The sequence below is a fragment of the Streptomyces sp. NPDC043878 genome (assembly GCF_056435735.1).
On sequence record NZ_JBWKDW010000020.1, the window covers coordinates 131,403 to 150,822 of the forward strand.

General features: G+C 72.7%; 20 protein-coding genes. 9 read left to right on the forward strand and 11 right to left on the reverse strand.

Translation table 11 applies throughout. The features are described 5' to 3' along the window. The 4 genes from AC07AZ_RS26450 to AC07AZ_RS26465 form a co-directional block, all read right to left on the reverse strand. Complete coding sequence (locus AC07AZ_RS26450) at positions 1 to 351, reverse strand: UBP-type zinc finger domain-containing protein (protein WP_478851904.1); 351 nt, start codon at positions 349 to 351, stop codon at positions 1 to 3. Continuing rightward, positions 348 to 1,805: an ATP-binding protein gene (locus AC07AZ_RS26455; RefSeq protein WP_478851906.1), complete on the reverse strand. Its 1,458-nt coding sequence runs from the start codon at positions 1,803 to 1,805 to the stop codon at positions 348 to 350. The genes AC07AZ_RS26450 and AC07AZ_RS26455 overlap by 4 nt, the downstream gene beginning before the upstream one ends. Further along, on the reverse strand, positions 1,802 to 3,478 hold the full coding sequence (locus AC07AZ_RS26460) for an NAD(P)/FAD-dependent oxidoreductase (protein ID WP_478851908.1): 1,677 nt from the start codon (positions 3,476 to 3,478) through the stop codon (positions 1,802 to 1,804). The genes AC07AZ_RS26455 and AC07AZ_RS26460 overlap by 4 nt, the downstream gene beginning before the upstream one ends. 125 nt (positions 3,479 to 3,603) lie before the next feature. Then, the gene (locus AC07AZ_RS26465) at positions 3,604 to 3,957 is read right to left on the reverse strand and encodes a VOC family protein (protein WP_478851910.1); all 354 of its coding nucleotides are present in this window, start codon (positions 3,955 to 3,957) and stop codon (positions 3,604 to 3,606) included. Between the two features lie 61 nt (positions 3,958 to 4,018). Here AC07AZ_RS26465 and AC07AZ_RS26470 point away from each other — a divergent pair, with 61 nt between their 5' ends. Continuing rightward, a complete protein-coding gene (locus AC07AZ_RS26470) occupies positions 4,019 to 4,891 on the forward strand; it encodes a universal stress protein (RefSeq protein ID WP_478851912.1) in 873 nt (290 codons plus the stop codon). Between the two features lie 15 nt (positions 4,892 to 4,906). On the opposite strand, the gene AC07AZ_RS26475 is transcribed toward AC07AZ_RS26470, so the two are convergent. The 3 genes from AC07AZ_RS26475 to AC07AZ_RS26485 form a co-directional block, all read right to left on the reverse strand. Further along, positions 4,907 to 6,142 carry a DUF4032 domain-containing protein gene (locus AC07AZ_RS26475; RefSeq protein WP_478851914.1) on the reverse strand — a complete coding sequence of 412 codons (1,236 nt, stop codon included), beginning with the start codon at positions 6,140 to 6,142 and terminating at the stop codon, positions 4,907 to 4,909. 28 nt (positions 6,143 to 6,170) lie between these two features. Further along, positions 6,171 to 6,917 (reverse strand): MBL fold metallo-hydrolase, encoded by a 747-nt coding sequence (locus AC07AZ_RS26480; RefSeq protein ID WP_478851916.1) that lies wholly within the window; start codon positions 6,915 to 6,917, stop codon positions 6,171 to 6,173. A 122-nt stretch (positions 6,918 to 7,039) separates the two neighbouring features. Further along, on the reverse strand, positions 7,040 to 7,666 hold the full coding sequence (locus AC07AZ_RS26485) for an alpha-ketoglutarate-dependent dioxygenase AlkB (RefSeq protein WP_478851918.1): 627 nt from the start codon (positions 7,664 to 7,666) through the stop codon (positions 7,040 to 7,042). A 132-nt stretch (positions 7,667 to 7,798) separates the two neighbouring features. Here AC07AZ_RS26485 and AC07AZ_RS26490 point away from each other — a divergent pair, with 132 nt between their 5' ends. Next, positions 7,799 to 8,425, forward strand: coding sequence for a TetR/AcrR family transcriptional regulator (locus AC07AZ_RS26490; protein WP_478851920.1), 627 nt, complete (start codon positions 7,799 to 7,801; stop codon positions 8,423 to 8,425). Between the two features lie 17 nt (positions 8,426 to 8,442). Then, the gene (locus AC07AZ_RS26495) at positions 8,443 to 10,116 is read left to right on the forward strand and encodes an FAD-binding dehydrogenase (RefSeq protein ID WP_478851922.1); all 1,674 of its coding nucleotides are present in this window, start codon (positions 8,443 to 8,445) and stop codon (positions 10,114 to 10,116) included. 22 nt (positions 10,117 to 10,138) lie between these two features. On the opposite strand, the gene AC07AZ_RS26500 is transcribed toward AC07AZ_RS26495, so the two are convergent. Next, positions 10,139 to 10,489 (reverse strand): DUF488 domain-containing protein, encoded by a 351-nt coding sequence (locus tag AC07AZ_RS26500; protein WP_478851924.1) that lies wholly within the window; start codon positions 10,487 to 10,489, stop codon positions 10,139 to 10,141. Positions 10,490 to 10,663: 174 nt separating this feature from the next. On the opposite strand from AC07AZ_RS26500, the gene AC07AZ_RS26505 reads away from it, so the two are divergent. From AC07AZ_RS26505 to AC07AZ_RS26525, 5 genes are all read left to right on the forward strand, one after another. Further along, the gene (locus AC07AZ_RS26505; protein ID WP_478851926.1) at positions 10,664 to 12,076 is read left to right on the forward strand and encodes a M1 family metallopeptidase; all 1,413 of its coding nucleotides are present in this window, start codon (positions 10,664 to 10,666) and stop codon (positions 12,074 to 12,076) included. Positions 12,077 to 12,118: 42 nt separating this feature from the next. After that, positions 12,119 to 12,871 (forward strand): L,D-transpeptidase family protein, encoded by a 753-nt coding sequence (locus AC07AZ_RS26510; RefSeq protein ID WP_478851928.1) that lies wholly within the window; start codon positions 12,119 to 12,121, stop codon positions 12,869 to 12,871. An 18-nt stretch (positions 12,872 to 12,889) separates the two neighbouring features. Then, positions 12,890 to 13,588 (forward strand): response regulator, encoded by a 699-nt coding sequence (locus AC07AZ_RS26515; protein ID WP_478851930.1) that lies wholly within the window; start codon positions 12,890 to 12,892, stop codon positions 13,586 to 13,588. Further along, entirely contained in the window at positions 13,585 to 15,414 is a 1,830-nt protein-coding gene (locus AC07AZ_RS26520; RefSeq protein WP_478851932.1) for a sensor histidine kinase, read from the forward strand. Before AC07AZ_RS26515 ends, AC07AZ_RS26520 begins: the two co-directional genes overlap by 4 nt. Before the next feature lie 76 nt (positions 15,415 to 15,490). Further along, positions 15,491 to 15,940, forward strand: coding sequence for a DUF6098 family protein (locus AC07AZ_RS26525; protein WP_478851934.1), 450 nt, complete (start codon positions 15,491 to 15,493; stop codon positions 15,938 to 15,940). A gap of 12 nt (positions 15,941 to 15,952) precedes the next feature. Here the strand turns inward: AC07AZ_RS26525 and AC07AZ_RS26530 are convergent, their stop codons facing one another. After that, positions 15,953 to 16,204: a WhiB family transcriptional regulator gene (locus AC07AZ_RS26530; protein WP_478851936.1), complete on the reverse strand. Its 252-nt coding sequence runs from the start codon at positions 16,202 to 16,204 to the stop codon at positions 15,953 to 15,955. Positions 16,205 to 16,308: 104 nt separating this feature from the next. Continuing rightward, positions 16,309 to 17,529, reverse strand: a complete 1,221-nt coding sequence (locus AC07AZ_RS26535; RefSeq protein ID WP_478851938.1) for a saccharopine dehydrogenase family protein — start codon at positions 17,527 to 17,529, stop codon at positions 16,309 to 16,311. A 140-nt stretch (positions 17,530 to 17,669) separates the two neighbouring features. Between AC07AZ_RS26535 and AC07AZ_RS26540 the strand changes: the two genes are divergently transcribed. After that, positions 17,670 to 18,392 (forward strand): TetR/AcrR family transcriptional regulator, encoded by a 723-nt coding sequence (locus AC07AZ_RS26540; RefSeq protein WP_478851940.1) that lies wholly within the window; start codon positions 17,670 to 17,672, stop codon positions 18,390 to 18,392. Positions 18,393 to 18,517: 125 nt separating this feature from the next. Here AC07AZ_RS26540 and AC07AZ_RS26545 read toward each other — a convergent pair whose 3' ends face one another. Further along, positions 18,518 to 18,973 (reverse strand): cyclic nucleotide-binding domain-containing protein, encoded by a 456-nt coding sequence (locus AC07AZ_RS26545; protein WP_478851942.1) that lies wholly within the window; start codon positions 18,971 to 18,973, stop codon positions 18,518 to 18,520. Between the last annotated feature and the right edge of the window lie 447 nt (positions 18,974 to 19,420).

A 19,420-nucleotide genomic window follows, 5' to 3' on the forward strand; every position in this document is an offset into this window, starting at 1 on the left:
TCAGTGCAGGGACCGCGTCCAGTCCGCCGGCACCCGCCCGGCGGGGCCCGGCACCGGCTGGTCCTCGGGGTGGCTGACGGGCGGGGCGAGCTCGGGGCCCGACTCGTACATCTCGTTGGCGGAGTAGTCCCAGAACCAGTCCTCGCCCGGTTCGAAACTGGAGACCACCGGGTGACCGGTGGCCTTGAAGTGGGCGGTGGCGTGCTGGGAGGGGGAGGAGTCGCAGCAGCCGACGTGGCCGCAGGCCGCGCAGCGCCGCAGGTGGAACCACCAGCCGCCGGCCGCGTCGCAGTCGAGGCAGCCGGCGCCGCTCGGCGGGACGGTGGGGTCGATGGGGGTGTCGCCGGTCATGCGGGCTCCTCTGGCGTGTCGCTCTCGGCTGCGGTGAGGGGAAGGAGGACCTGGAAACGGGTGTCGCCCGGCTCGGACTCGACCTGGAGGCTGCCGTGGTGCTTGTTCACGACGATCCGCCAGGAGATGTCCAGGCCCAGCCCGGTGCCCTCGCCCACCGGCTTGGTGGTGAAGAAGGGGTCGAAGATCCGGCCGCGGATCTCCGCGGGCACCCCGGGTCCGGTGTCGCGGAACTCGACCAGCAGCTGCTCGCCGACCAGCGCCGTCCGCACGGTCAACGTGCCTTCGCCGCCGGCGCTGTTGATGGCGGAGACCGCGTTGTCGATCAGGTTGGTCCACACCTGGTTGAGTTCCGCGGGGTAGGCCGGGATCTTCGGGAGCGTACGGTCGTAGTCCTTGACGACCTTGATCTGCCGGCCGGTCTTCCCCGAGAGCATCAGCAGGGTGCTGTCGAGGAGTTCGTGGACGTCGGCGTTCTGGAAGGGCGCCCGGTCGAGCTGGGAGTACTGCTTGGCGGCGTCGACCAGGTGCGAGATGCGGGTGGTGGAGTCCTCGATCTCGTCCATCAACAGCTCGGTCTCGACGGTGTAGTTGAGCCAGCCGATCGCGCTCGGGAGGATCTCCGGGTCCACGGCCGCCGCGACCTGGTCCAGCCAGTCCAGGTCCAGCCCCGCCTGCACGAAGGTGGGGGCGATCCGCCAGCCCTCGGGGATGTCGTGGTCCTCCAGCCAGTCGCCGACCGCGTCCTCCCGGTCCGAGGCCTCCAGCGGGGTCAGCACGGGCGCCTTCGCCACGCGTTCGGCGGTGCGCTCCTGGATCTCGATGAGGTTGGCCAGCACCTCCCGCGGGAAGGGGCCCGAGGAGATGACGGCGAGCTTGTGCCGCATCTTGCCCACCCGCTCGCGCAGGGTGGCGGTGGCGCGGACGGCGGCCGCCGCGGGGTTGTTCAGCTCGTGCGTGAGGCCGGCCGACAACGAGCCCAGCGCCAGCAGCCGTTCGCGCTGCCCGACGGCCCGCTGGGCGCTCTTCGAACCGAAGAAGAGCCCCTCCAGCAGATGCACCGCCATCGGGAACCACTCGCGCATGATGCTCGCGAAGACGTCCGAGGGCAGCACGAAGAACCGGGTGGGTTCCGTGACCCGCATCGAGTTGTTGTAGACCTGCATCACCCGGTCGCCCAGGTACGCCTGCATGGCGCCCGAGTACACCCCGCTCTGGGAGGTCCGGGAGACCTCCACGTCGTCGGCGCCGACCCGGCGGGACAACACGACCGTGCCCTCGATCATGACGTAGAAGCAGGTCGCCGGCTCACCCTCGGCGTACACCGGCCCGGGCTGGAACAGCTCCACCCGCCCCTCGCCGCACAGCCGCCCGAGCTGCTCGGGGGACAGTTTCTCGAACAGGAACAGCGCCCCGATCTCCTGGGGGCTGCACGGCACGCACTCGCCGCTCACGACTGCTCCAGGTAACGGTGGACGAGCATCACGGCCATGGCTCCCTCTCCGACGGCGGACGCGACCCGCTTGGCGGACTCCGCGCGGGCGTCGCCCGCGACGAACACGCCGGGAATGTTGGTCTCCAGGTGGTACGGCGGCCGGTCCAGCTCCCAGTCCTGCGGCGGCCGTCCGTCGGGGGTGAGGTCGGGCCCGGTCAGGATGAACCCGTTGGCGTCGCGCAGCACCGTGCCGTCGAGCCAGTCGGTCAGCGGGGCCGCGCCGATGAACACGAACATCCACTGCGCGTCGACGAGTTCGGTCTGCCCGCTCTCCACGTCGCGCAGGGTCAGCTGCTCCAGGTGGTCGGGCCCGTGGGCGGCGTCCACCACGGTGCCGCAGCGCACGGTGATGTTGGGCGCCTCGTTGATCTGCTGGATCAGGTAGTACGACATCGACGCGGTCAGCGAGGGCCCGCGCACCAGCAGGGTCACCGACTTGGCGCCCCTGGCCAGGTACATCGCCGCCTGCCCGGCGGAGTTGGCGCCGCCGACGATGTACACGTCGTGGCCCTGGCAGGAGGCCGCCTCGGTGAGCGCCGAGCCGTAGTAGACCCCGCGGCCCGACAGGTCGTCCGCGCCGGGCGCGTCCAGCTGCCGGTAGGACACGCCGGTCGCCAGGATCACGCTGTGCGCGGCGATCGCCGAGCCGTCGGAGAAGCGCACGGTCCGCGCGGCTCCGTTGACCTCCAGGCCCGTCACCTCGCGCGCGGTGAGGACTTCGGCGCCGAACTTGCCGGCCTGCCGGCGGGCCCGGTCGGTGAGCTGCGCGCCCGAGACGCCGTCCGGGAAGCCGAGGTAGTTCTCGATCCGCGAGCTCTGGCCCGCCTGTCCGCCCGTCGCCGACCGCTCCACGAGCACGGTCCGCAGTCCCTCGGACGCCCCGTACACGGCCGCGCCGAGTCCGGCGGGGCCCCCGCCGATGACCACGAGGTCGTAGAAGTCGGCTGTCGGGGTCGTCGCCAGACCCACCCGGGCGGCCAGCTCGGGCGCCTCCGGCTCCAGCAGGGGCGTGCCGTCCGGGGTGACCACCAGCGGCAGCCGCTGCCCGTCGGCGCCGGCGGCCGCCAGCAGCCGCCGGCCCTCCGGTTCGTCGGCGGAGTACCAGCGGTAGGGCACCTGGTTGCGGGCCAGGAACTCCCGTACCTCCGAGGAGCGCGCCGACCAGCGGTGTCCGACCACCTTGGTGCTGGGCACCGACCGGTGGTCACTGCACCGCCAGGCCTCCAGCAGGTCGTCCACAACGGGATAGAGCTTCTCCTCCGGCGGGTCCCAGGGCTTGAGCAGGTAGTGGTCCAGGTCGACGACGTTGATCGCGTCGATCGCCGCGTTCGTGTCCGCGTACGCGGTCAGCAGGACCCGCCGGGCGCCCGGGTACACGTCCAGGGCCTGCTCGAGGAACTCGATGCCGTTCATCTGCGGCATCCGGTAGTCGGCCAGCAGCACGGCCACCAGGTCCCCGCGCAGCTTCAGCTCGCGCAGCGCCTCCAGCGCGGACTCGCCGGACTCCGCGCGCACGATGCGGTACGACTCGCCGTAGCGCCGCCGCAGGTCCCGGGCGACGGCGCGGGAGACTCCCGGGTCGTCGTCCACGGTCATGATGACGGTCCGCGCTGCGTCCGCGGCCTGTGCCATACGTCTCCACCCCGAGCGGTCGGATGCGCGGCGCGGTGTTCCCCGTCCCCACCGCGCCGGTTCCCGCCCATCGTATGTTCGATCGTCGCACTCCGCTCGGACATACCGTGCGGCCGGCCCGGGCCTCAGGCGCGGCGCGGCCCCAGCACGCAGAACTCGTTGCCCTCCGGGTCGGCGAGCACCACCCAGGCCTGTTCGCCCTGGCCGATGTCCGCACGGCGGGCGCCGAGGCCGAGCAGCCGGGCGACCTCCGCCTCCTGGTCGACGGGCCGGAAGTCGAGGTGCAGGCGGTTCTTGCCGGACCGGGCCTCCGGGACGGGCACGAACAGCAGGCCCGGCAGCCGGTCCGGGGCGGGACGGATCTCGAACTCGTCGGGCAGGTCGCCCACCACCACCCACCCGAGCGCCTCGGCCCACCAGCGCCCCAGGGCACCCGGATCGGCCGCGTCCACGACAACCTGCTCCCACTCCAAGGTCATGTCACCAGCGTAGTGAAGACTGGCTCCGTACCGAGTGATCGCTACAGAGGGAGGGCACCGCATGACGCGCCGGATCACGGCAGGGGTCGACGGAACCGAGGAGAGCCTGGCCGCGCTGGCCTGGGCGGCCCGGGAGGCGGTCCGCCGCGGGCTCGCCCTGCGCGTGGTGCACGCCTGGCAGTTCGAGCCGTACGAGGCGATCGGGGCGGCGGATCCGGCCACGGAGGCCGGCTGGGTGCGGGAGACGCTCGCCGAGGCCGCGAAGACCGTCACCGGACACCATCCCGGGCTCGACGCCTCCACCGACGTCCTCGAGGGCAGCCCCGTCGAGGCGCTGGTCGCCGCGGTGGCTGAGGCGGAGGTCCTGGTGCTCGGCTCGCGCGGCCACGGACCGGTCGTCGGTTTCCTGCTGGGCTCGGTCGGACAGCAGGTGATCGCCGAGGCGGGCCGGCCCGTCGTCCTGGTGCGGGCCGGGGACGACCCGGCCGCGGAGGCGGCCGGCCGGGAGATCGTCGTCGGCCAGCAGGGCGAGCCCGACGACAGCGCCGAGGCCCTGCGGTTCGCCTTCGAGACGGCCGCCGCGCGCGGCGCGAGCGTCCGGGCGGTGCGGGCCTGGACCCTGCCCCCGGTGTTCGCCTACAGCCCGGGCTCCCTCAAGCTCCTCGACGAGGCCGGCGGCCTGGAGCCGTATGAGAAGAAGGCGCTGGACGCGGCGCTGCGGCCGTGGCGGGAGCGCTTCCCGGACGTCGCGGTGGTCGAGCACGTGGAGATGGGCAGTGCCGGGCAGGTGCTGCTGTCGCTGGCCGGACGGGCCCAGCTGATGGTCGTCGGCCGGCGCGCCCACCGCACCGCCGTCGGGGCCCGGATCGGTTCGGTGGCGCACGGCGTGCTGCACCACGCGGGCTGCCCGGTCGCCGTGGTCCCGCACGGCTGAGCCGCCGCGCCGGGCTCACTCGGGCGTCGTGGGCACCAGCGTCTCGCGGGCCGTGGGCAGGATGGTGCGGACGTAGTCCTCGACGACCGCGTCGAGCGCGATGTCGTGCTGGACCCGCTCCGACAGGTACCAGCGGTGCTCCAGCAGCTCGTGGTAGATCTCCGCGGGGTCCATGGAGCCGCGCAGTTCCGGCGGTACGGCGCGCACGGTGGGCCGGAACACGTCCCGCACCCACCGGTGGGCCAGCACCTCCGGGCGGGCGGCGAGGGGGTCGCCCGGGGCGTAGTCGTCCTGGGTGGCCATCCAGCTCTCCAGATCGTTCAGCAGCCGCCGTGCCTGGTTCTCCTCGGTGTCCAGGCCGGTCAGCCGCAGCAGCTGGCGCTGGTGGTGGCCCGCGTCCACGACCTTCGGCACGAACGTGACGGTGTCCCCGTTGGAGGAGTGCTCGATCTGCATCTCGGCGACGTCGAAACCCAGCTCGTTCAGGCGCCGGATGCGGCGCTCTATGTAGTGGTACTTGCCGGCCGGGTAGACGGAGACGCGGGTCAGTTCCTCCCACAGGGCCCCGTAGCGGGCGCAGATCTCCGTGCCGAACTCGATCGGGTCCACCGAGGGGTGCAGCGCCCCGGAGGCCTCCAGGTCGAGCAGCTCGCCGCTGATGTTCACCCGGGCGAGGTCGAGGTCGTAGTCGCGCTGGCCGGGGCTGAGCTGCGGGTGCAGGTCACCGGTCTCGGCGTCCACGAGATAGGCGGCGTAGGCGCCCGCGTCGCGCCGGAAGAGGGTGTTGGACAGCGAGCAGTCCCCCCACGCGAACCCGGCCAGGTGCAGCCGGACCAGGAGCACGGCCAGCGCGTCCATCAGCCGGTGCATGGTCGCCGGACGCATGGTCGTCTCGAACATCGAGCGGTAGGGCATCGAGCCGCCCAGGTGCCGGGTGATCAGCACCGGCTCCAGCAGCTCGCCGTCGCGGCCGGCCCGGCCGGTGACCACGGCCAGCGGGTCGACGGAGGGGATGCCGAGGCGGTCCAGGTCGCGCAGCAGCTCGTACTCGCGCAGCGCGGGCCGCTCCGCGAGTTCCTTGACGGCGATCACCTCGTCGCCGGCGCGGGCGTAGCGCACCACGTGGCGGGAGATGCCGCGGGGCAGCGGGACGAGGTACTCCTCGGGCCACTCCTCCAGGGGCAGCTGCCAGGGCAGTTCGAGCAGGAGCGCCGGGTGCTCCGGGTTGGTCGCGTTGATCTGCAGGGCCATGGCCCGACCTTAGAGCCTGGGTCGGCGCTCAGGCCGCCCGCTCCCGGGCCAGGGCCGCCGCCTCCCGCACGGAGCCCCGGTGCACCGGTCCGTGGCCGGGCAGCATGATGTCGGCCGTCAGGTCCTCGAAGGCCCGCAGCGAGTCCACGGCGCGGGCGCGCTCGTGGTGGAACATGTCGGGCAGCAGCTGCGGTCCCTTCAGCCGGGACGTGGGGTGACCGCTGACCAGGGCGTCGCCCGAGATCACCACTCCGGTGCCGGGGAGGTGGAACGCGCAGTGCCCGTCGGTGTGCCCGGGCGTGGGCACCGGCACCGGCCGGCCGGGCAGGTCGAGCGGCCCGGCCGAGGGGAGGGGCTCGGGGGCGGTCACGGGGACCTCGGCCGTGCCGCCCGAGCGGAGCGCGTGCACGGCCCACGGCAGGACCCCGGGCCGCCAGCCGTTCCTCACGACGGTCCCGACGGACACCTGGTGCAGGAAGTCGCGGCGCGCGTGCGGTACTTCGGCCTCGTGGAGGTAGACGGGCGTGCCGTAGGTGGTGCGCAGGTACTCGGCGGAGCCGAGGTGGTCGTTGTGGGCGTGGGTGACGAGCACCGCGGTGACCGCCTCGGGTGAACTGCCCACCGCCGTCAGGGAGGCGAGCAGCCGCTCCCGGTCGCCCGGGTAGCCGGTGTCGACCAGGGTCACGGCGTCGCCCTCGGTGAGGATCACCCAGTTGGTGTCGCTGCCGTGCACCAGGTAGGTGCCGTCGGCGACGTGCCGCACGTCCGTCTGCATGTTCGTCCCCGGGTGGTGAGGTGTCTGCCCGACGGAGTCAGCAAAGCAGATCGGCGCGGAGGCGGACGCGGCGGGTCCGGCCTCCCGGGTCCCAACGGGCGGCGGGTACCCGCCCCGCGGTCTCAGCGGACGCCGTGCGGGCGGAACTGGACGCTGACGCGCGGTCCCGTGGCGCGGCTGGACTTGGGGACGCAGTGCTCCCAGGTCCGCTGGCAGGAGCCGCCCATCACGATGAGGTCGCCGTGTCCGAGCGGACGCCGGACCGTGTCGCCGCCGCCCGCCGGCCGCAACAGCAGGTCGCGGGGCGCGCCGACGGAGAGGATCGCGACCATGGTGTCCCTGCGGGCGCCCCGCCCGATCCGGTCGCCGTGCCAGGCCACGCTGTCGCGGCCGTCGCGGTAGTAGCACAGCCCGGCCGTGGTGAACGGCTCGCCCAGTTCCCCGGCGTAGTGCGCCGAGAGCGCCTCGCGTGCCTCGTCCAGCACGGGGTGCGGCAGCGGGTCGTCCGCGCCGTAGAACGAGAGCAGTCTCGGTACGTCGACCACGTGGTCGTACATGGTGCGGCGCTCCGCCCGCCACGGGACCTCGGCGGCCAGCTGTTCGAACAGTGCGTCGGAGCCGCCGAGCCATCCGGGCAGCACGTCGATCCAGGCGCCGCGGCCGAGCGAGGTCCGGTGCGTCCCGCGCAGGGAGCCGAGCCGCAACTGGTCGCTCTGGTCGAAGAGGGAGCCCTGGAGGTGCCTGGTCATGAGGCCAGCGTACTCCGTATTCGAAAATGTGTTCCATCCTGGATGTCGGGAGGCGGGTCGAACCGTCTCTGCCGGGACCTGTTGGATACGTTGGTGTATCGGATACATTCATGTATCGAACGGAGGCGGCCGATGGCAGGGAACGACCCGACCCCGCGCGTGACCAGGCGCCGGGTCCGGACCCGCGCCAGACTGCTGGACGCCGCGTTCGAGGTGTTCGCGGCCAAGGGGTTCGGCCGCGTCTCCATCGAGGAGGTCTGCGAGGCCGCCGGCTACAGCAGGGGCGCCTTCTACTCCAACTTCGCCAGCCTGGACGCGCTGTTCTTCGCCCTCTACCGGGACCGGGCCGACCTGATCGCCCGGCAGGTGGCCGACGCGCTCGCCCTGGACGGCCCCGGACTGGACGTGCCGGCCGCCGTCGACCGCGTCACCGAGGTGCTCCTGCTCGACCTGGACTGGCTCCTGGTGAAGACCGACTTCCTGGTGCACGCGGCCCGCGACCCCGACGTGGCGCAGACCCTGCTGGAGCACCGGGAGCGGCTGCGGCAGGCGGTCGCCGACCGGCTCGCCCGGGCCCGCGGCCACACCGAACTGCCCGCCGTCCTCGGCGACGTCGACGGCGCCGCCCGCGCCGTGGTCGCCGCGTACGACGGAGTCACCACTCAACTGCTGCTGGACAAGGACGTCGAGCGCGCTCGCGCCTGGCTCGGTCAGCTGCTCACCGCGCTGCTGACCGACGGCAGTCGCACCCCCGGATGAAGAAGGGAACGGTCGCCATGGATGCGGACGTCATCGTCGTCGGAGCCGGCCTCGCCGGCCTGGTCGCCGCGCACGAACTGACCAGCCGCGGCAGGAGGGTCGCGCTGGTGGACCAGGAGAACGCCGCCAACCTCGGCGGACAGGCGTTCTGGTCCTTCGGCGGGCTGTTCCTCGTCGACAGCCCCGAACAGCGCCGCCTCGGCATCAAGGACTCCTTCGACCTGGCCTGGAACGACTGGCAGGGCAGCGCCGGGTTCGACCGGACCGACGACGAGGACGCGTGGGCGCTGCGCTGGGCGCGCGCCTACGTCGAGTTCGCGGCGGGGGAGAAGCGGTCCTGGCTGAGCGGCCACGGCATCTCCTTCCTGCCGACGGTCGGCTGGGCCGAGCGGGGCGACCTGCGCGCGGACGGCCACGGCAACTCCGTCCCCCGCTTCCACGTCGCCTGGGGCACCGGCACGGGTGTCGTGGAGCCCTTCGTCGGCTACGCCCGGCAGGCCGCGCGCGACGGGCTGCTCACCTTCCACCACCGCCACCAGGTCGACGAACTCGTCATCGAGGGCGGGACGGCGCGGGGGGTGCGCGGCACCGTGCTGGCCGAGGACGGCTCGGCGCGGGGCGTCGCCTCCAACCGTGACCGCGTCGGCGACTTCGAACTCACCGCGCAGGCCGTCGTCGTCACCACCGGAGGCATCGGCGCCAACCACGAGATCGTCCGCCGCCACTGGCCCGAGCGGCTGGGCACCGCGCCCGCCGAGATGGTCACCGGCGTCCCGGCGTACGTCGACGGACGGATGCTCGACATCAGCGCGGAGGCCGGTGTACGGCTGGTCAACCGCGACCGCATGTGGCACTACACCGAGGGTCTGCAGAACTGGGACCCGATCTGGCCCGGCCACGGCATCCGCATCCTGCCCGGCCCGTCCTCCATGTGGTTCGACGCCCTGGGCCGCCGGCTGCCCGACCCCTGCCTGCCCGGCTACGACACGCTGGGCACCCTCAGACACCTGCGCACCACCGAGGACATCGCCGGCCACGACCACTCGTGGTTCATCCTCACCCAGAAGATCATCGAGAAGGAGTTCGCCCTCTCCGGCTCCGAGCAGAACCCGGACATCACCGCGAAGGACCGCGCGGGATTCCTCAGGGAGCGGGTGCTCGGCAAGGGCGCGCCGGGACCGGTCGACGCGTTCCTGCGCAGGGGCGCGGACTTCGTGACCGCTCCCAACCTGGAGCAACTCGTCGACAAGATGAACGCGTTGACGGACAAGCCGCTCCTCGACGCGGCCGGGGTGCGCCGCCAGATCGAAGCCCGCGACCTCCAGATCACCAACGCCTACAGCAAGGACGCGCAGGTCCAGGGCATCCGCAACGCCCGCCGCTACATCGGCGACCGCCTCGGCCGGGTCGCCACCCCGCACCGCATCCTCGACCCGGCGGCCGGCCCGCTGATCGGCGTCAGGCTGCACGTCCTCACCCGCAAGACGCTCGGCGGCATCCAGACCGACCTGGACTCCCGCGCCCTGGGCGCCGACGGGCAGGCGATCGAGGGCCTGTACGCGGCCGGCGAGGTGGCCGGGTTCGGCGGCGGCGGCGTGCACGGCTACAACGCCCTGGAGGGCACCTTCCTCGGCGGCTGCCTGTTCTCCGGCCGGGCGGCGGGGCGGGCGGCGGCCCGGCAGACCGCCTGAGCGTGCCGGGTGGCCCGTCTCCTCACGCCTGGAGGAGACGGGCCAGCACCGACGCGTGGCTGCGCTCGGGTGTCCTGACGGAGGTCAGCAGCGTCACGGCACCCTGGTCCGCCGACGCGCGCAGCCGGTCCAGGAGTTCGGCGGCCGCGGGGCGGTCCAGCTCCGCCTGGTAGCGGCGGGTGAACTCCTCGTAGGACGCCTCGTCCGTGTGGTACCAGCGCCGCAGTCCGGTCGACGGCGTCAGATCCCTGGGCCACTCGTCGACCCGCGCCGCGTCCTTCGACAGGCCGCGCGGCCACAGTCGGTCGACCAGGACCCGCACCCCGTCGCCGGGCTCGGGCGGTTCGTAGACGCGACGCACGCGCACAGTCATGGACGGAGCCCTTCTGCGAGGTCCGGCGGTGTGCCGGGAGCGTACTGCCGGGGTCCGGGAGACGGTGGTGCACAGCGGGTCACACGGCGCGACTTGACCTGATCGAGGGGGATTTCGAGCCGGGTGGCCCCTACGCTGGGGCGGTTGTCCACCCCGCAAGACGCAGGAGCGCATGTGACACAGGCCCTCAGACGTACCGCCGTCCTCCGCCGGGAGGCCGTGGTCGTGACCGTCCCCGTCGCCCTGGCGGCGCTGCTCGCGGCCGCCGGGCCCGCCGCGGCGGGCACCATCGGCGCGTCCGGTGCGGGTGACCCGTACTTCCCGCTCGCGGGCAACGGCGGGTACCACGTCGAGCACTACGACCTCACCCTCGGCTACGACCCGGCCGGCCGCCACCTCGACGGCAAGGCGGTCCTGACCGCGGTCGCCACCCGGAAACTGACCCGCTTCGACCTCGACTTCAAGGGGCTGAAGATCACCGGCCTCACGGTCGGCCGCACCAGGGCCGCCTACCGGCGTTCCGGCCAGGAACTCGTCGTCACCCCGCGCCACGCCCTGCGCGAGGGCCAGACGTTCAAGGTCACCGTCACCTACAAGGGCACCCCGAAGCCGGTCACCGACCCGGACGGCTCGGCCGACGGCTGGATCCCCACCGACGACGGGGCCTTCGTCGCCGGTGAGCCGCAGGGCGCGATGACCTGGTTCCCGGCGAACAACCACCCGCTGGACAAGTCGTCGTACGACTTCACCCTCACCGTGCCCAAGGGGCGCACCGCGGTCGCCAACGGCGTCTACCTCGGGGCGAGGACCGCGCACGGGAAGACCACGTTCCGCTGGCGCCAGCGGGAACCCATGGCCGCCTACCTGGCCACGGCCACGGTCGGGAAGTTCAAGGTCGAGCGCTACACCACCGCCGACGGCATCCAGGTCTACAACGCCGTCGACCCGCGCGAGGCCGCCGCGGCCGCCCCCGTGCTGAAGAAGCTGCCCTCCGTCCTGAAGTGGGAGAGCAGGCTCTTCGGGCCCTACCCGTTCCGTGCCGCCGGCTCGATCGTGGACAAGGCCCCGGACGTCGGGTACGCGCTGGAGACGCAGACGCGTCCCGTCTACGACTCGGCGCCCGACCTGAGCACCCTCGTCCACGAGAGCGCCCACCAGTGGTTCGGCGACTCCGTGTCGCTGACCTCCTGGAAGGACATCTGGCTCAACGAGGGCTTCGCGACCTACGCCGAGTGGCTCTACAGCGAGCAGCACGGCGGCGACAGCGCGCAGAAGTCGTTCGACCAGCTCTACGCGCGTCCGGCCGGTGACGACCTGTGGGCGTTCCCGCCCGGCAACCCGGGCAGCGGCGCCAACATCTTCGGCACGCCCGTGTACGCGCGCGGGGCGATGGCCCTGCACGAACTGCGCAAGGCCGTCGGCGACCAGGCGTTCCGCCGGATCCTGCGGGCCTGGGCGACCGGTCACCGCGACGGCCACGGCACGACCGCGCAGTTCGTCCGCCTCTCCGAGCGGGAGTCGGGCCAGGACCTCGACAGCCTGTTCCACACCTGGTTGTACGCCGCGGGAAAGCCGAACACCCCATGAGGACCTGACGAGTTCCTCACATGCGTCGGTCATGGTCGACTCATGATCACACGCACACCCCGCGTCGCGCTGCTCGCCGCGTCCCTGCTCCTGACGGGATGCGGCGGCGGCGTCGTGGCGGCGACGGGCGACTCGGCCGCCCCCGAGGCCACCCCCACTCCTTCGGTCACTTCCTCGCCCTCGGCGAGGATGTCCGCCGAGGCGGCCCCCGCACGGTTGTCGGGCGTCGGTCCCAGGACGCTGGCCCGCATACCCGCCCGTACCCGGCAGGTCGTCCTCGTGACCGGACGGGGCGTGAACTCCCCCCGGTCCACGGTCGTCCTGTACGAGCGCACCGAGCGGGGCTGGCAACCCGGCGCGAACTGGCCCGCGCACAACGCGCTCAAGGGCTGGTCGGACCACCACACGGCCGGCGACCTGCGCTCACCGACCGGCGTCTACACCCTCACCGACGCCGGAGGGCTGCTCCGCGACCCCGGTACCCGGCTGACGTACGACCGCGGGCCCGGCTTCACCTCACCCGGCACCGGCTTCGAGGGCGAGCCGCTGGCCGGGTCGTTCGACTACGTGATCGCCATCAACTACAACCGGCGGCCGGGCACTTCGCCCCTCGACTGGACCCGCCCGCTCGGCGCGGGGCGCGGCGGCGGCATCTGGCTCCACGTCGACCACGGCGGCCCCACGCACGGCTGCGTGTCCCTGGCCGAGGACCACATGAGGCAACTGCTGCGGGAGCTGGACCCCGCCCGGCATCCCGTCGTGGTCATGGGGGACGCCGCGTCCCTCGCCCGGTGAGCGCCTAGGATCCGCCGAGTGTGCGCATACGTGCTGGTCGCCGAGGACGACGAGATGCAGGCCGAACTCATCCGGCGTTCCCTGCTGTCGGAGGGCCACACCGTGACCGTGGTCCACGACGGACGGGCCGCCCTGGACGAGGCCCGGCGGTCGCGGCCGGACCTGGTCGTGCTCGACCTCATGCTGCCGGTGATCGACGGCTTCGGGGTGTGCCGCGCGCTGCGCGGCGACGACGACATCCCCGTACTGATGCTGACCGCGCGCTCCACCGAGGACGACGTTCTGCTCGGCCTGGAACTCGGCGCGGACGACTACATGACCAAGCCGTACAGCCCGCGCGAGCTGATGGCCCGCATCCGCACGGTCCTGCGGCGCAGCGGCCGCACCGCCGGGGACCGGCGCGAGGACACCGTCGTACGGGCGGGGGGTCTGTCCGTCGACCGGCTGCGGCACGAGGTGCGCTGCGACGGGGTGCCGGTGGAGTGCACGCCGGCCGAGTTCGAGATTCTGCTGGCGATGGCCTCCGAACCGGAACGGGTCTTCACCCGGCGGCAGTTGCTGCAGTGCACCCGGGGCTTCGACCGGGCGTCCACGGAACGGGCGATCGACGTCCACATCATGAACCTGCGCAGGAAGACCGAAGCCGATCCACGCCGGCCCGTCCGGCTGGTGACGGTGTTCGGCTTCGGCTACAAACTCAGTGGAGGCCGCGAGTGAGAGCCCGGATACCGGTGCACAAGAGGCTCCTGTTCCGGTTGCTCGTCGCCACCGTGCTCATCGCGCTCTGCTCGGTGGCGGCGACGGCCTGGCTCGCGGTGGAGACCACCACCCGGGCCATCCAGCAGGAGCAGGGACAGGACCTCGCCGACGACATGCGCATCCTCGCCCGGCTGAGCGGATACGCCGCGACCCACCCCGACTGGAAGGGCGTCGACCCCACGCTCCGTGCCCTGTCCCGGAAGATGGGCCGGCGCATCGCCCTCACCGCCTCCGACCGCTCCCTGATAGCCGACTCCGCGCCGCACGGCACCTCCCTGCCGCCGCGCGCGGCCGCCACCGTCGACCCGCTGCACACCGACACCTACACGGAACCCGGCGCGCAGCGCAGCGGCATCGACCCGCGGGTCGTCGGGCCCTACCTCCTGCCCGCCGCCGAACGCACCCGGCTGCAGAAGCTGGCCAGGGAACGGCAGAAGTGCTTCGCCCTCTTCGGCGCCGTCCGGAGCCTCTCGACCACGCCGAGCGGCCGCCCCGTCCTCACCGACCCGGACGGCACCGCCTCCTCCGACTACGTGCCCCTGAAGTGCGCCGACGGACGGCTCAACACCCCCACCGCCACCGAGAGCAGGGCGCTGAAGGACCTGATGGAGCGCGCCCGTGACTGTCTGGGCCCCCTGGTGGGCCAGGACCTGCGGACGCCGTCCTTCGGGGTCGACATCGCGGACAGCAGTCTCACCTCCCGCTACGTCCTGGGCGCCTACGCGAAACTGGGCGACGAGGACGACGTACGAAAGGCGCGGTCCTGCACCGACAAGGCGCGCCGCGCCCAGCTGGACCCGTATGTCGCGCCCGTGGCGGAGCTGTTCCTGGGCGGCGGGAACAGCATCGCGCCCCGCTTCGAGGTGTCGGCGAAGAACAAGACCAAGGTCGTCGGCGCCGCCGCCGCAGTCCTCGCCCTCACCGTCCTCGTGACGGCCGTCGTCGCGACCCGTCTGGTACGGCCCCTGCGCGCCCTGACCGAGGCGGCGCAGCAGCCGCCCGAACTGCACGTCCGGGTGCCGGTGACGACCAACGACGAGACCGGCATCCTGGCCGAGGCGTTCAACGACCTGACGGAGCGCCGGGAACGCCTGGAGGCCCAGCGCAAGGCGATGGTCAGCGACATCGCCCACGAACTGCGCAGCCCCCTCACCAACATCCGCGGCTGGCTGGAGGTCACCCGGGACGGTCTCGTCGACCCCGACCCGGCGCTGCTGGGGTCCCTGCACGAGGAGGCGATGGTTCTCCAGCGGGTCATCGACGACCTCCAGGACCTCGCCGCAGCCGACGCCGGCACCCTGCGCCTGCACCGCGAACCCGTGCGCGTCGACGACCTCCTGGACCAGGTCGTCGCCGCCCACCGCGTCGCCGCCGACACGGCCGGGGTCGCCCTGCCCGCCAAGGCCGGCGACACCCTCTGGCTGGACGCGGACCCGGTGCGCATGCGCCAGGTACTCGGCAACCTCGTCTCCAACGCGCTGCGCCACACACCCGCCGGCGGCAGCGTCACCCTGACCGCGTGGCGCGACGGCGACGACGTCGTGCTCACCGTCGCCGACACCGGCTCGGGCATCACGCCCGAGAACCTTCCGTACGTCTTCGAGCGCTTCTGGCGAGCCGACCAGTCCCGCAGCCGCCGCACCGGGGGCAGCGGCCTGGGCCTGGCCATCGTCCGCAACCTGGTCGCCGCCCACGGCGGCACGGCCGGCGTGACGAGCGAACCCGGCGCCGGCAGCGTGTTCACCCTCACCCTTCCCGGCACACCCGCACCGGTGGGCGACTGAGGACCCGGCCGGTTCTCCTCGTCCCGCGCGGGTACTCCGACCGCGCGAGGACGAGGAGAAGAAAGAGGTTTTTCCCATGAGCACACCGGACGGCCTGCCGGTCGTACGCACCCTCGCCGAACTCGCCGGCCTGGTCGAGACGCGGCGCGGCCTGTACGTCCGCTGGTCGCGCGGACCCGCGATCGATCTCGCCCAGGTCTCCAGCAAGGACGACCTGACCGGCATCCCGCTGCCCGGACTGTCCGCGAACCCCCTCGACATCGAGGAATGGTGGCAGGACCGGCCCGTGGAGCTGTGGGTGGCCCGGCGCCTGCACGACTACGGCCATCTGCCCCACGAGAAGGGTCCCGGCGTACGGCCGTGGCTCCTGGAGGGCAGGGAGGCGGCCCGCGGGCCCGACAACGAACCACTGGTGGCCGAGGTCAGGCCCGTGGGCCGGATCGCCCCCGGCGTCATCGACGAGGCGCGGGCGGAGGTGGCCCGGCAGGCGAACCCGTGGGGACCGCTGCGCCGCACGGCCGGCTGACCGGGGCCCGGCTCACCCGGCGCTGCGCCGGGCGCCCGCCCGCCGCTTGAGCGCGCGGCGCTCGTTCTCACCGGTTCCGCCCCACACGCCGATGGTCTGCCCGGTGTCGAGCGCCCACTGCAGACACTGCTCCTGGACGGGGCAGCGCCGGCAGACGGCCTTCGCCTCCTCCACCTGCACCAGGGCGGGGCCGGTGGTACCGAAGGGGAAGAAGAGGTCGGGGTCCTCGTGGCGGCACACGGCGTGCTCGCGCCAGTTGTCCATGAAAGTCACCTGCGATCTGATCGTGCCCTCGGGGATGGCTTACTCGCTTTCGGGTCACCTGTCGACGCGCCGGTGAAACAAGACTTTGCCCGGAACATACGTGTTCACTGCTCGCGCATGCCCCACGGGGAGCCGTACCCGGTCAGCAGATCCAGGAACGGGCCGGCCGTGAAGGCCTCGGGACCGAGGACGCCGGCGCCCGACCAGACGCCCGTGGCCAGCAGTTCCAGCGCGACGACCGGGTTGACGGCCGTCTGCCAGACCACCGCCTGGCAGCCGTACTCGGCCATCGACCACTGGTTGTCGACCACGTGGTACAGGTACACCTCGCGCGGCGCCCCGTCCTTCACGCCCCGCACCCAGGTGCCCGCACAGGTCTTGCCGCGCATCCGCTCGCCGAGCGTCGCCGGGTCGGGCAGACAGGCGGCGACCACGTCCCGGGGGGAGACCGCCACCGGGCCGGCGGCGCTCCCCACGGTCACCGGGGTGGTGCTGTCCAGACCCAGCAGGTGCAGCGTCCTGAGCGTGTCGATGAACTCGCGGCCCAGGCCGTACTTGAAGGTGACGCGGCGCGCGTCGACCCAGCGCGGCACGAGCAGCACCTCCTCGTGCTCCACGTTGACGCACTCCACCGGACCGATGCCCTCGGGGAAGTCGAAGATCTCGGGCTCGCTGAACGGCTCGGTGGTGAACCAGCCGCGGTCGGCCTCGTAGACCACCGGCGGGTTGAGGCACTCCTCGATGGTGGTCCAGATGCTGAAGGACGGCGCGAAGTCGTAGCCGTCGACGGTCAGGTCGGCGCCGTCGCGGATGCCGATCTCCTCGATCTCGTCGAAGAGTTCGTCGGCGGCGTAGCGCGCGAAGACGTCCGAGAGGCCCGGCTCCACGCCCATCCCGACCAGGGCCAGCGCGCCCGCCTTCGCCCAGTCGTCGGCCTGCGCGAACTGCGCGTCGCCGAGCTTGACCCCGCACTCCAGGTGCGGGCGTTCGGGGTGCGGCCGTGACAGGGACATCGCCATGTCGAGGTAGGTGGCGCCCGCCGTGCGCGCCGCTCCGAACAGGGGCATCACGAACCGCGGGTCGGTGGCGTTGAGCAGGACGTCGCACGCGTGGCGGCGCAGCAGTGACACCACGGCCGCCTCGTCGCCGGCGTCCACCCGCTCGGCACGGAACCGTCCCCCTGCCTCACCGAGGGCGGCGACGGCCGCCTCGGCGCGCGCCGGGTCGTGGTCGGCCACCACCATCTCCTCGAAGAACGGCCGCCGGGCCGCGATCCGGGTGATGGCGGTACCGACACCGCCGGCTCCCACAAGCAGTACGCGCATGACTGAAACTCCTGACGGTCGAGGTCGGGGGAGGCCCTGGCCGCAGATACAACGCCGCCCCTGGCGTAAGGTCAATGACGTTGGCATAAGAGCGCCCGTACGGGCACGTGTACGGGGTGCACGGACGGCAGGAGGCCGGCATGGCGAAACCGGTGGTGCCCGAGGAGAAGCGGCGACGGCGCCGGCCGACCAGGGGCGGCACCGTCCTGTCCGAGGCGCTGATCGTCGAGACCGCGCTGCGCATGCTGCGCGAACACGGGGGCGCCGGCCTCACCGCCCGGCGCCTGGGTCTCGCCCTGGACGCCGACCCGAGCACGCTCTACCGGTACTTCCGGGGCATGGACGACCTGACGCTCGCCATCGGCGACGCCCTCATCGGCCAGGCCCTGGCCGGCTGGCGGCCGACGGGGAGGTGGCGCCCGGACCTGCGGGACATCGGGCTGCGCATCCACGGCGCGTACGTCGCCCACCCCCAGGCGGCCCTGCTGACCACCAGCCGGGTCACCGGCCGCGCCCACGAACTCGCCGCCGACGAGGCCGTGCTGGACGTGCTGCGCGCAGCCGGCTTCCCCACGCCGGACACGGTCCGCATCTACCACGCCTTCATCGACCAGACCCTGGCCTTCGCCGCCCTCGACGCCGCCTCGCTGGCCCTGCCGACGGCCGCGCAGCGCGCCGACGAGGAGATGTGGCGGTCGACCTACGCCCGGCTGCCCCGGGCCACCCACCCCCGGATCGCCGAGGCCGCGCCCCTGCTCGCCACCCGCATGGTCACCAGCGCCTACCCGACGGCCCTCGACATGCTGCTGGACAGCGCGGCGGCCCAGCTGGCGTCGCTCGGGTCCGGGCCGGCGTCCCGCTGACCGGACCGGGTCCCAGGCGTCCGGCCGGGGCTGCGACAGTGGCCCCGACAAAAAAGATGCAACGAGCTTGCGATGCACCGCATCCGACGCCGCGCGCTGATCCACCAGGAATCGCGGGACAGCCCTTAGCGGCCGCCGCGCCGGTGCAGCGCGTAGTGCTCCATGAGCTTGCCGCGGGTCGTCTCCAGCCGGTGGGCGAGGATCTCGGCGACGCTCTGCATCAGGGTCATCCCGAGCTGCGGGTCCTCCTGGCACAGCGCGCGCACGGCCGCCGCGTCGAACTCGTAGGCGCGCACCGGGCTGAAGGCCTCCGCGCCGAAGTCCCACCGGTACGGCGGGAACAGCCAGGACCAGCCGAGCAGGTCGCCCGCGCCCAGGCCCGCGACCGTGACCCGCTGCACCGCCGTGACCTGCTGGTCGAGGGAGACGGCGCCCGAGCGGATCACCCAGAAGCGGTCGGCCGTTCCTCCGGCCTCGAAGATGCGGGTGTCCTCCGGGAAGGCGACCTCCCGCCCGAGCGCCATCAGACGCTCCCGCTGCGGCGGGGGAAGGACGGTCAGCAGTTTCGTCGCTTTGGTCATGAGGCGGGGCTCCTCGCCGGGACGGGTTCCGGTGCTTTCCCTACGCCCATTTCAGCGGCTGGCGGCGTCCTGGGCACCTCGGCGGACACAACTGCCGGGCGGGGCCGTGCGAGGGCATGAAAAAGCCCTGGCTGGACGGGGGAGACCAGCCAGGGCCGTATGCGGTGGCGAACGGAGGACGGTACGGTCGACCCCGTGCCACGTATGAATGAACCGTAAACCATCTACGGGCGTCGTGCGTACCGAAAAGCCGGTCACGTGACCTGTTTCACTCCGGGCGCGCCGGGCTTGACTCCGGGCCGGAGGTCACCACCCTGCTCGTGTCCGGGCACGGGCAGGGGGGAGCGGGGGGGGTGGCGGCCAATTTCTCCGACGCCAGCCGGAAGAAGGGGCCGGGCCTACCCGGCTGGGGTACTGCCTCCCCAGGGTGGGGACCCGTCCCGCACC

Excerpts from the sequence above, each read along its gene's own strand:
- AC07AZ_RS26460 (WP_478851908.1), bottom strand. The coding sequence starts at position 3,478 with ATGGCACAGGCCGCGGACGCAGCGCGGACCGTCATCATGACCGTGGAC.
- AC07AZ_RS26480 (WP_478851916.1), bottom strand. The coding sequence starts at position 6,917 with ATGCAGACGGACGTGCGGCACGTCGCCGACGGCACCTACCTGGTGCAC.
- AC07AZ_RS26465 (WP_478851910.1), bottom strand. The coding sequence starts at position 3,957 with ATGACCTTGGAGTGGGAGCAGGTTGTCGTGGACGCGGCCGATCCGGGT.
- AC07AZ_RS26495 (WP_478851922.1), top strand. The coding sequence starts at position 8,443 with ATGGATGCGGACGTCATCGTCGTCGGAGCCGGCCTCGCCGGCCTGGTC.
- AC07AZ_RS26475 (WP_478851914.1), bottom strand. The coding sequence starts at position 6,142 with ATGGCCCTGCAGATCAACGCGACCAACCCGGAGCACCCGGCGCTCCTG.
- AC07AZ_RS26535 (WP_478851938.1), bottom strand. The coding sequence starts at position 17,529 with ATGCGCGTACTGCTTGTGGGAGCCGGCGGTGTCGGTACCGCCATCACC.
- AC07AZ_RS26470 (WP_478851912.1), top strand. The coding sequence starts at position 4,019 with ATGACGCGCCGGATCACGGCAGGGGTCGACGGAACCGAGGAGAGCCTG.
- AC07AZ_RS26525 (WP_478851934.1), top strand. The coding sequence starts at position 15,491 with ATGAGCACACCGGACGGCCTGCCGGTCGTACGCACCCTCGCCGAACTC.
- AC07AZ_RS26545 (WP_478851942.1), bottom strand. The coding sequence starts at position 18,973 with ATGACCAAAGCGACGAAACTGCTGACCGTCCTTCCCCCGCCGCAGCGG.
- AC07AZ_RS26510 (WP_478851928.1), top strand. The coding sequence starts at position 12,119 with ATGATCACACGCACACCCCGCGTCGCGCTGCTCGCCGCGTCCCTGCTC.
- AC07AZ_RS26500 (WP_478851924.1), bottom strand. The coding sequence starts at position 10,489 with ATGACTGTGCGCGTGCGTCGCGTCTACGAACCGCCCGAGCCCGGCGAC.
- AC07AZ_RS26540 (WP_478851940.1), top strand. The coding sequence starts at position 17,670 with ATGGCGAAACCGGTGGTGCCCGAGGAGAAGCGGCGACGGCGCCGGCCG.
- AC07AZ_RS26490 (WP_478851920.1), top strand. The coding sequence starts at position 7,799 with ATGGCAGGGAACGACCCGACCCCGCGCGTGACCAGGCGCCGGGTCCGG.
- AC07AZ_RS26450 (WP_478851904.1), bottom strand. The coding sequence starts at position 351 with ATGACCGGCGACACCCCCATCGACCCCACCGTCCCGCCGAGCGGCGCC.
- AC07AZ_RS26530 (WP_478851936.1), bottom strand. The coding sequence starts at position 16,204 with ATGGACAACTGGCGCGAGCACGCCGTGTGCCGCCACGAGGACCCCGAC.
- AC07AZ_RS26485 (WP_478851918.1), bottom strand. The coding sequence starts at position 7,666 with ATGACCAGGCACCTCCAGGGCTCCCTCTTCGACCAGAGCGACCAGTTG.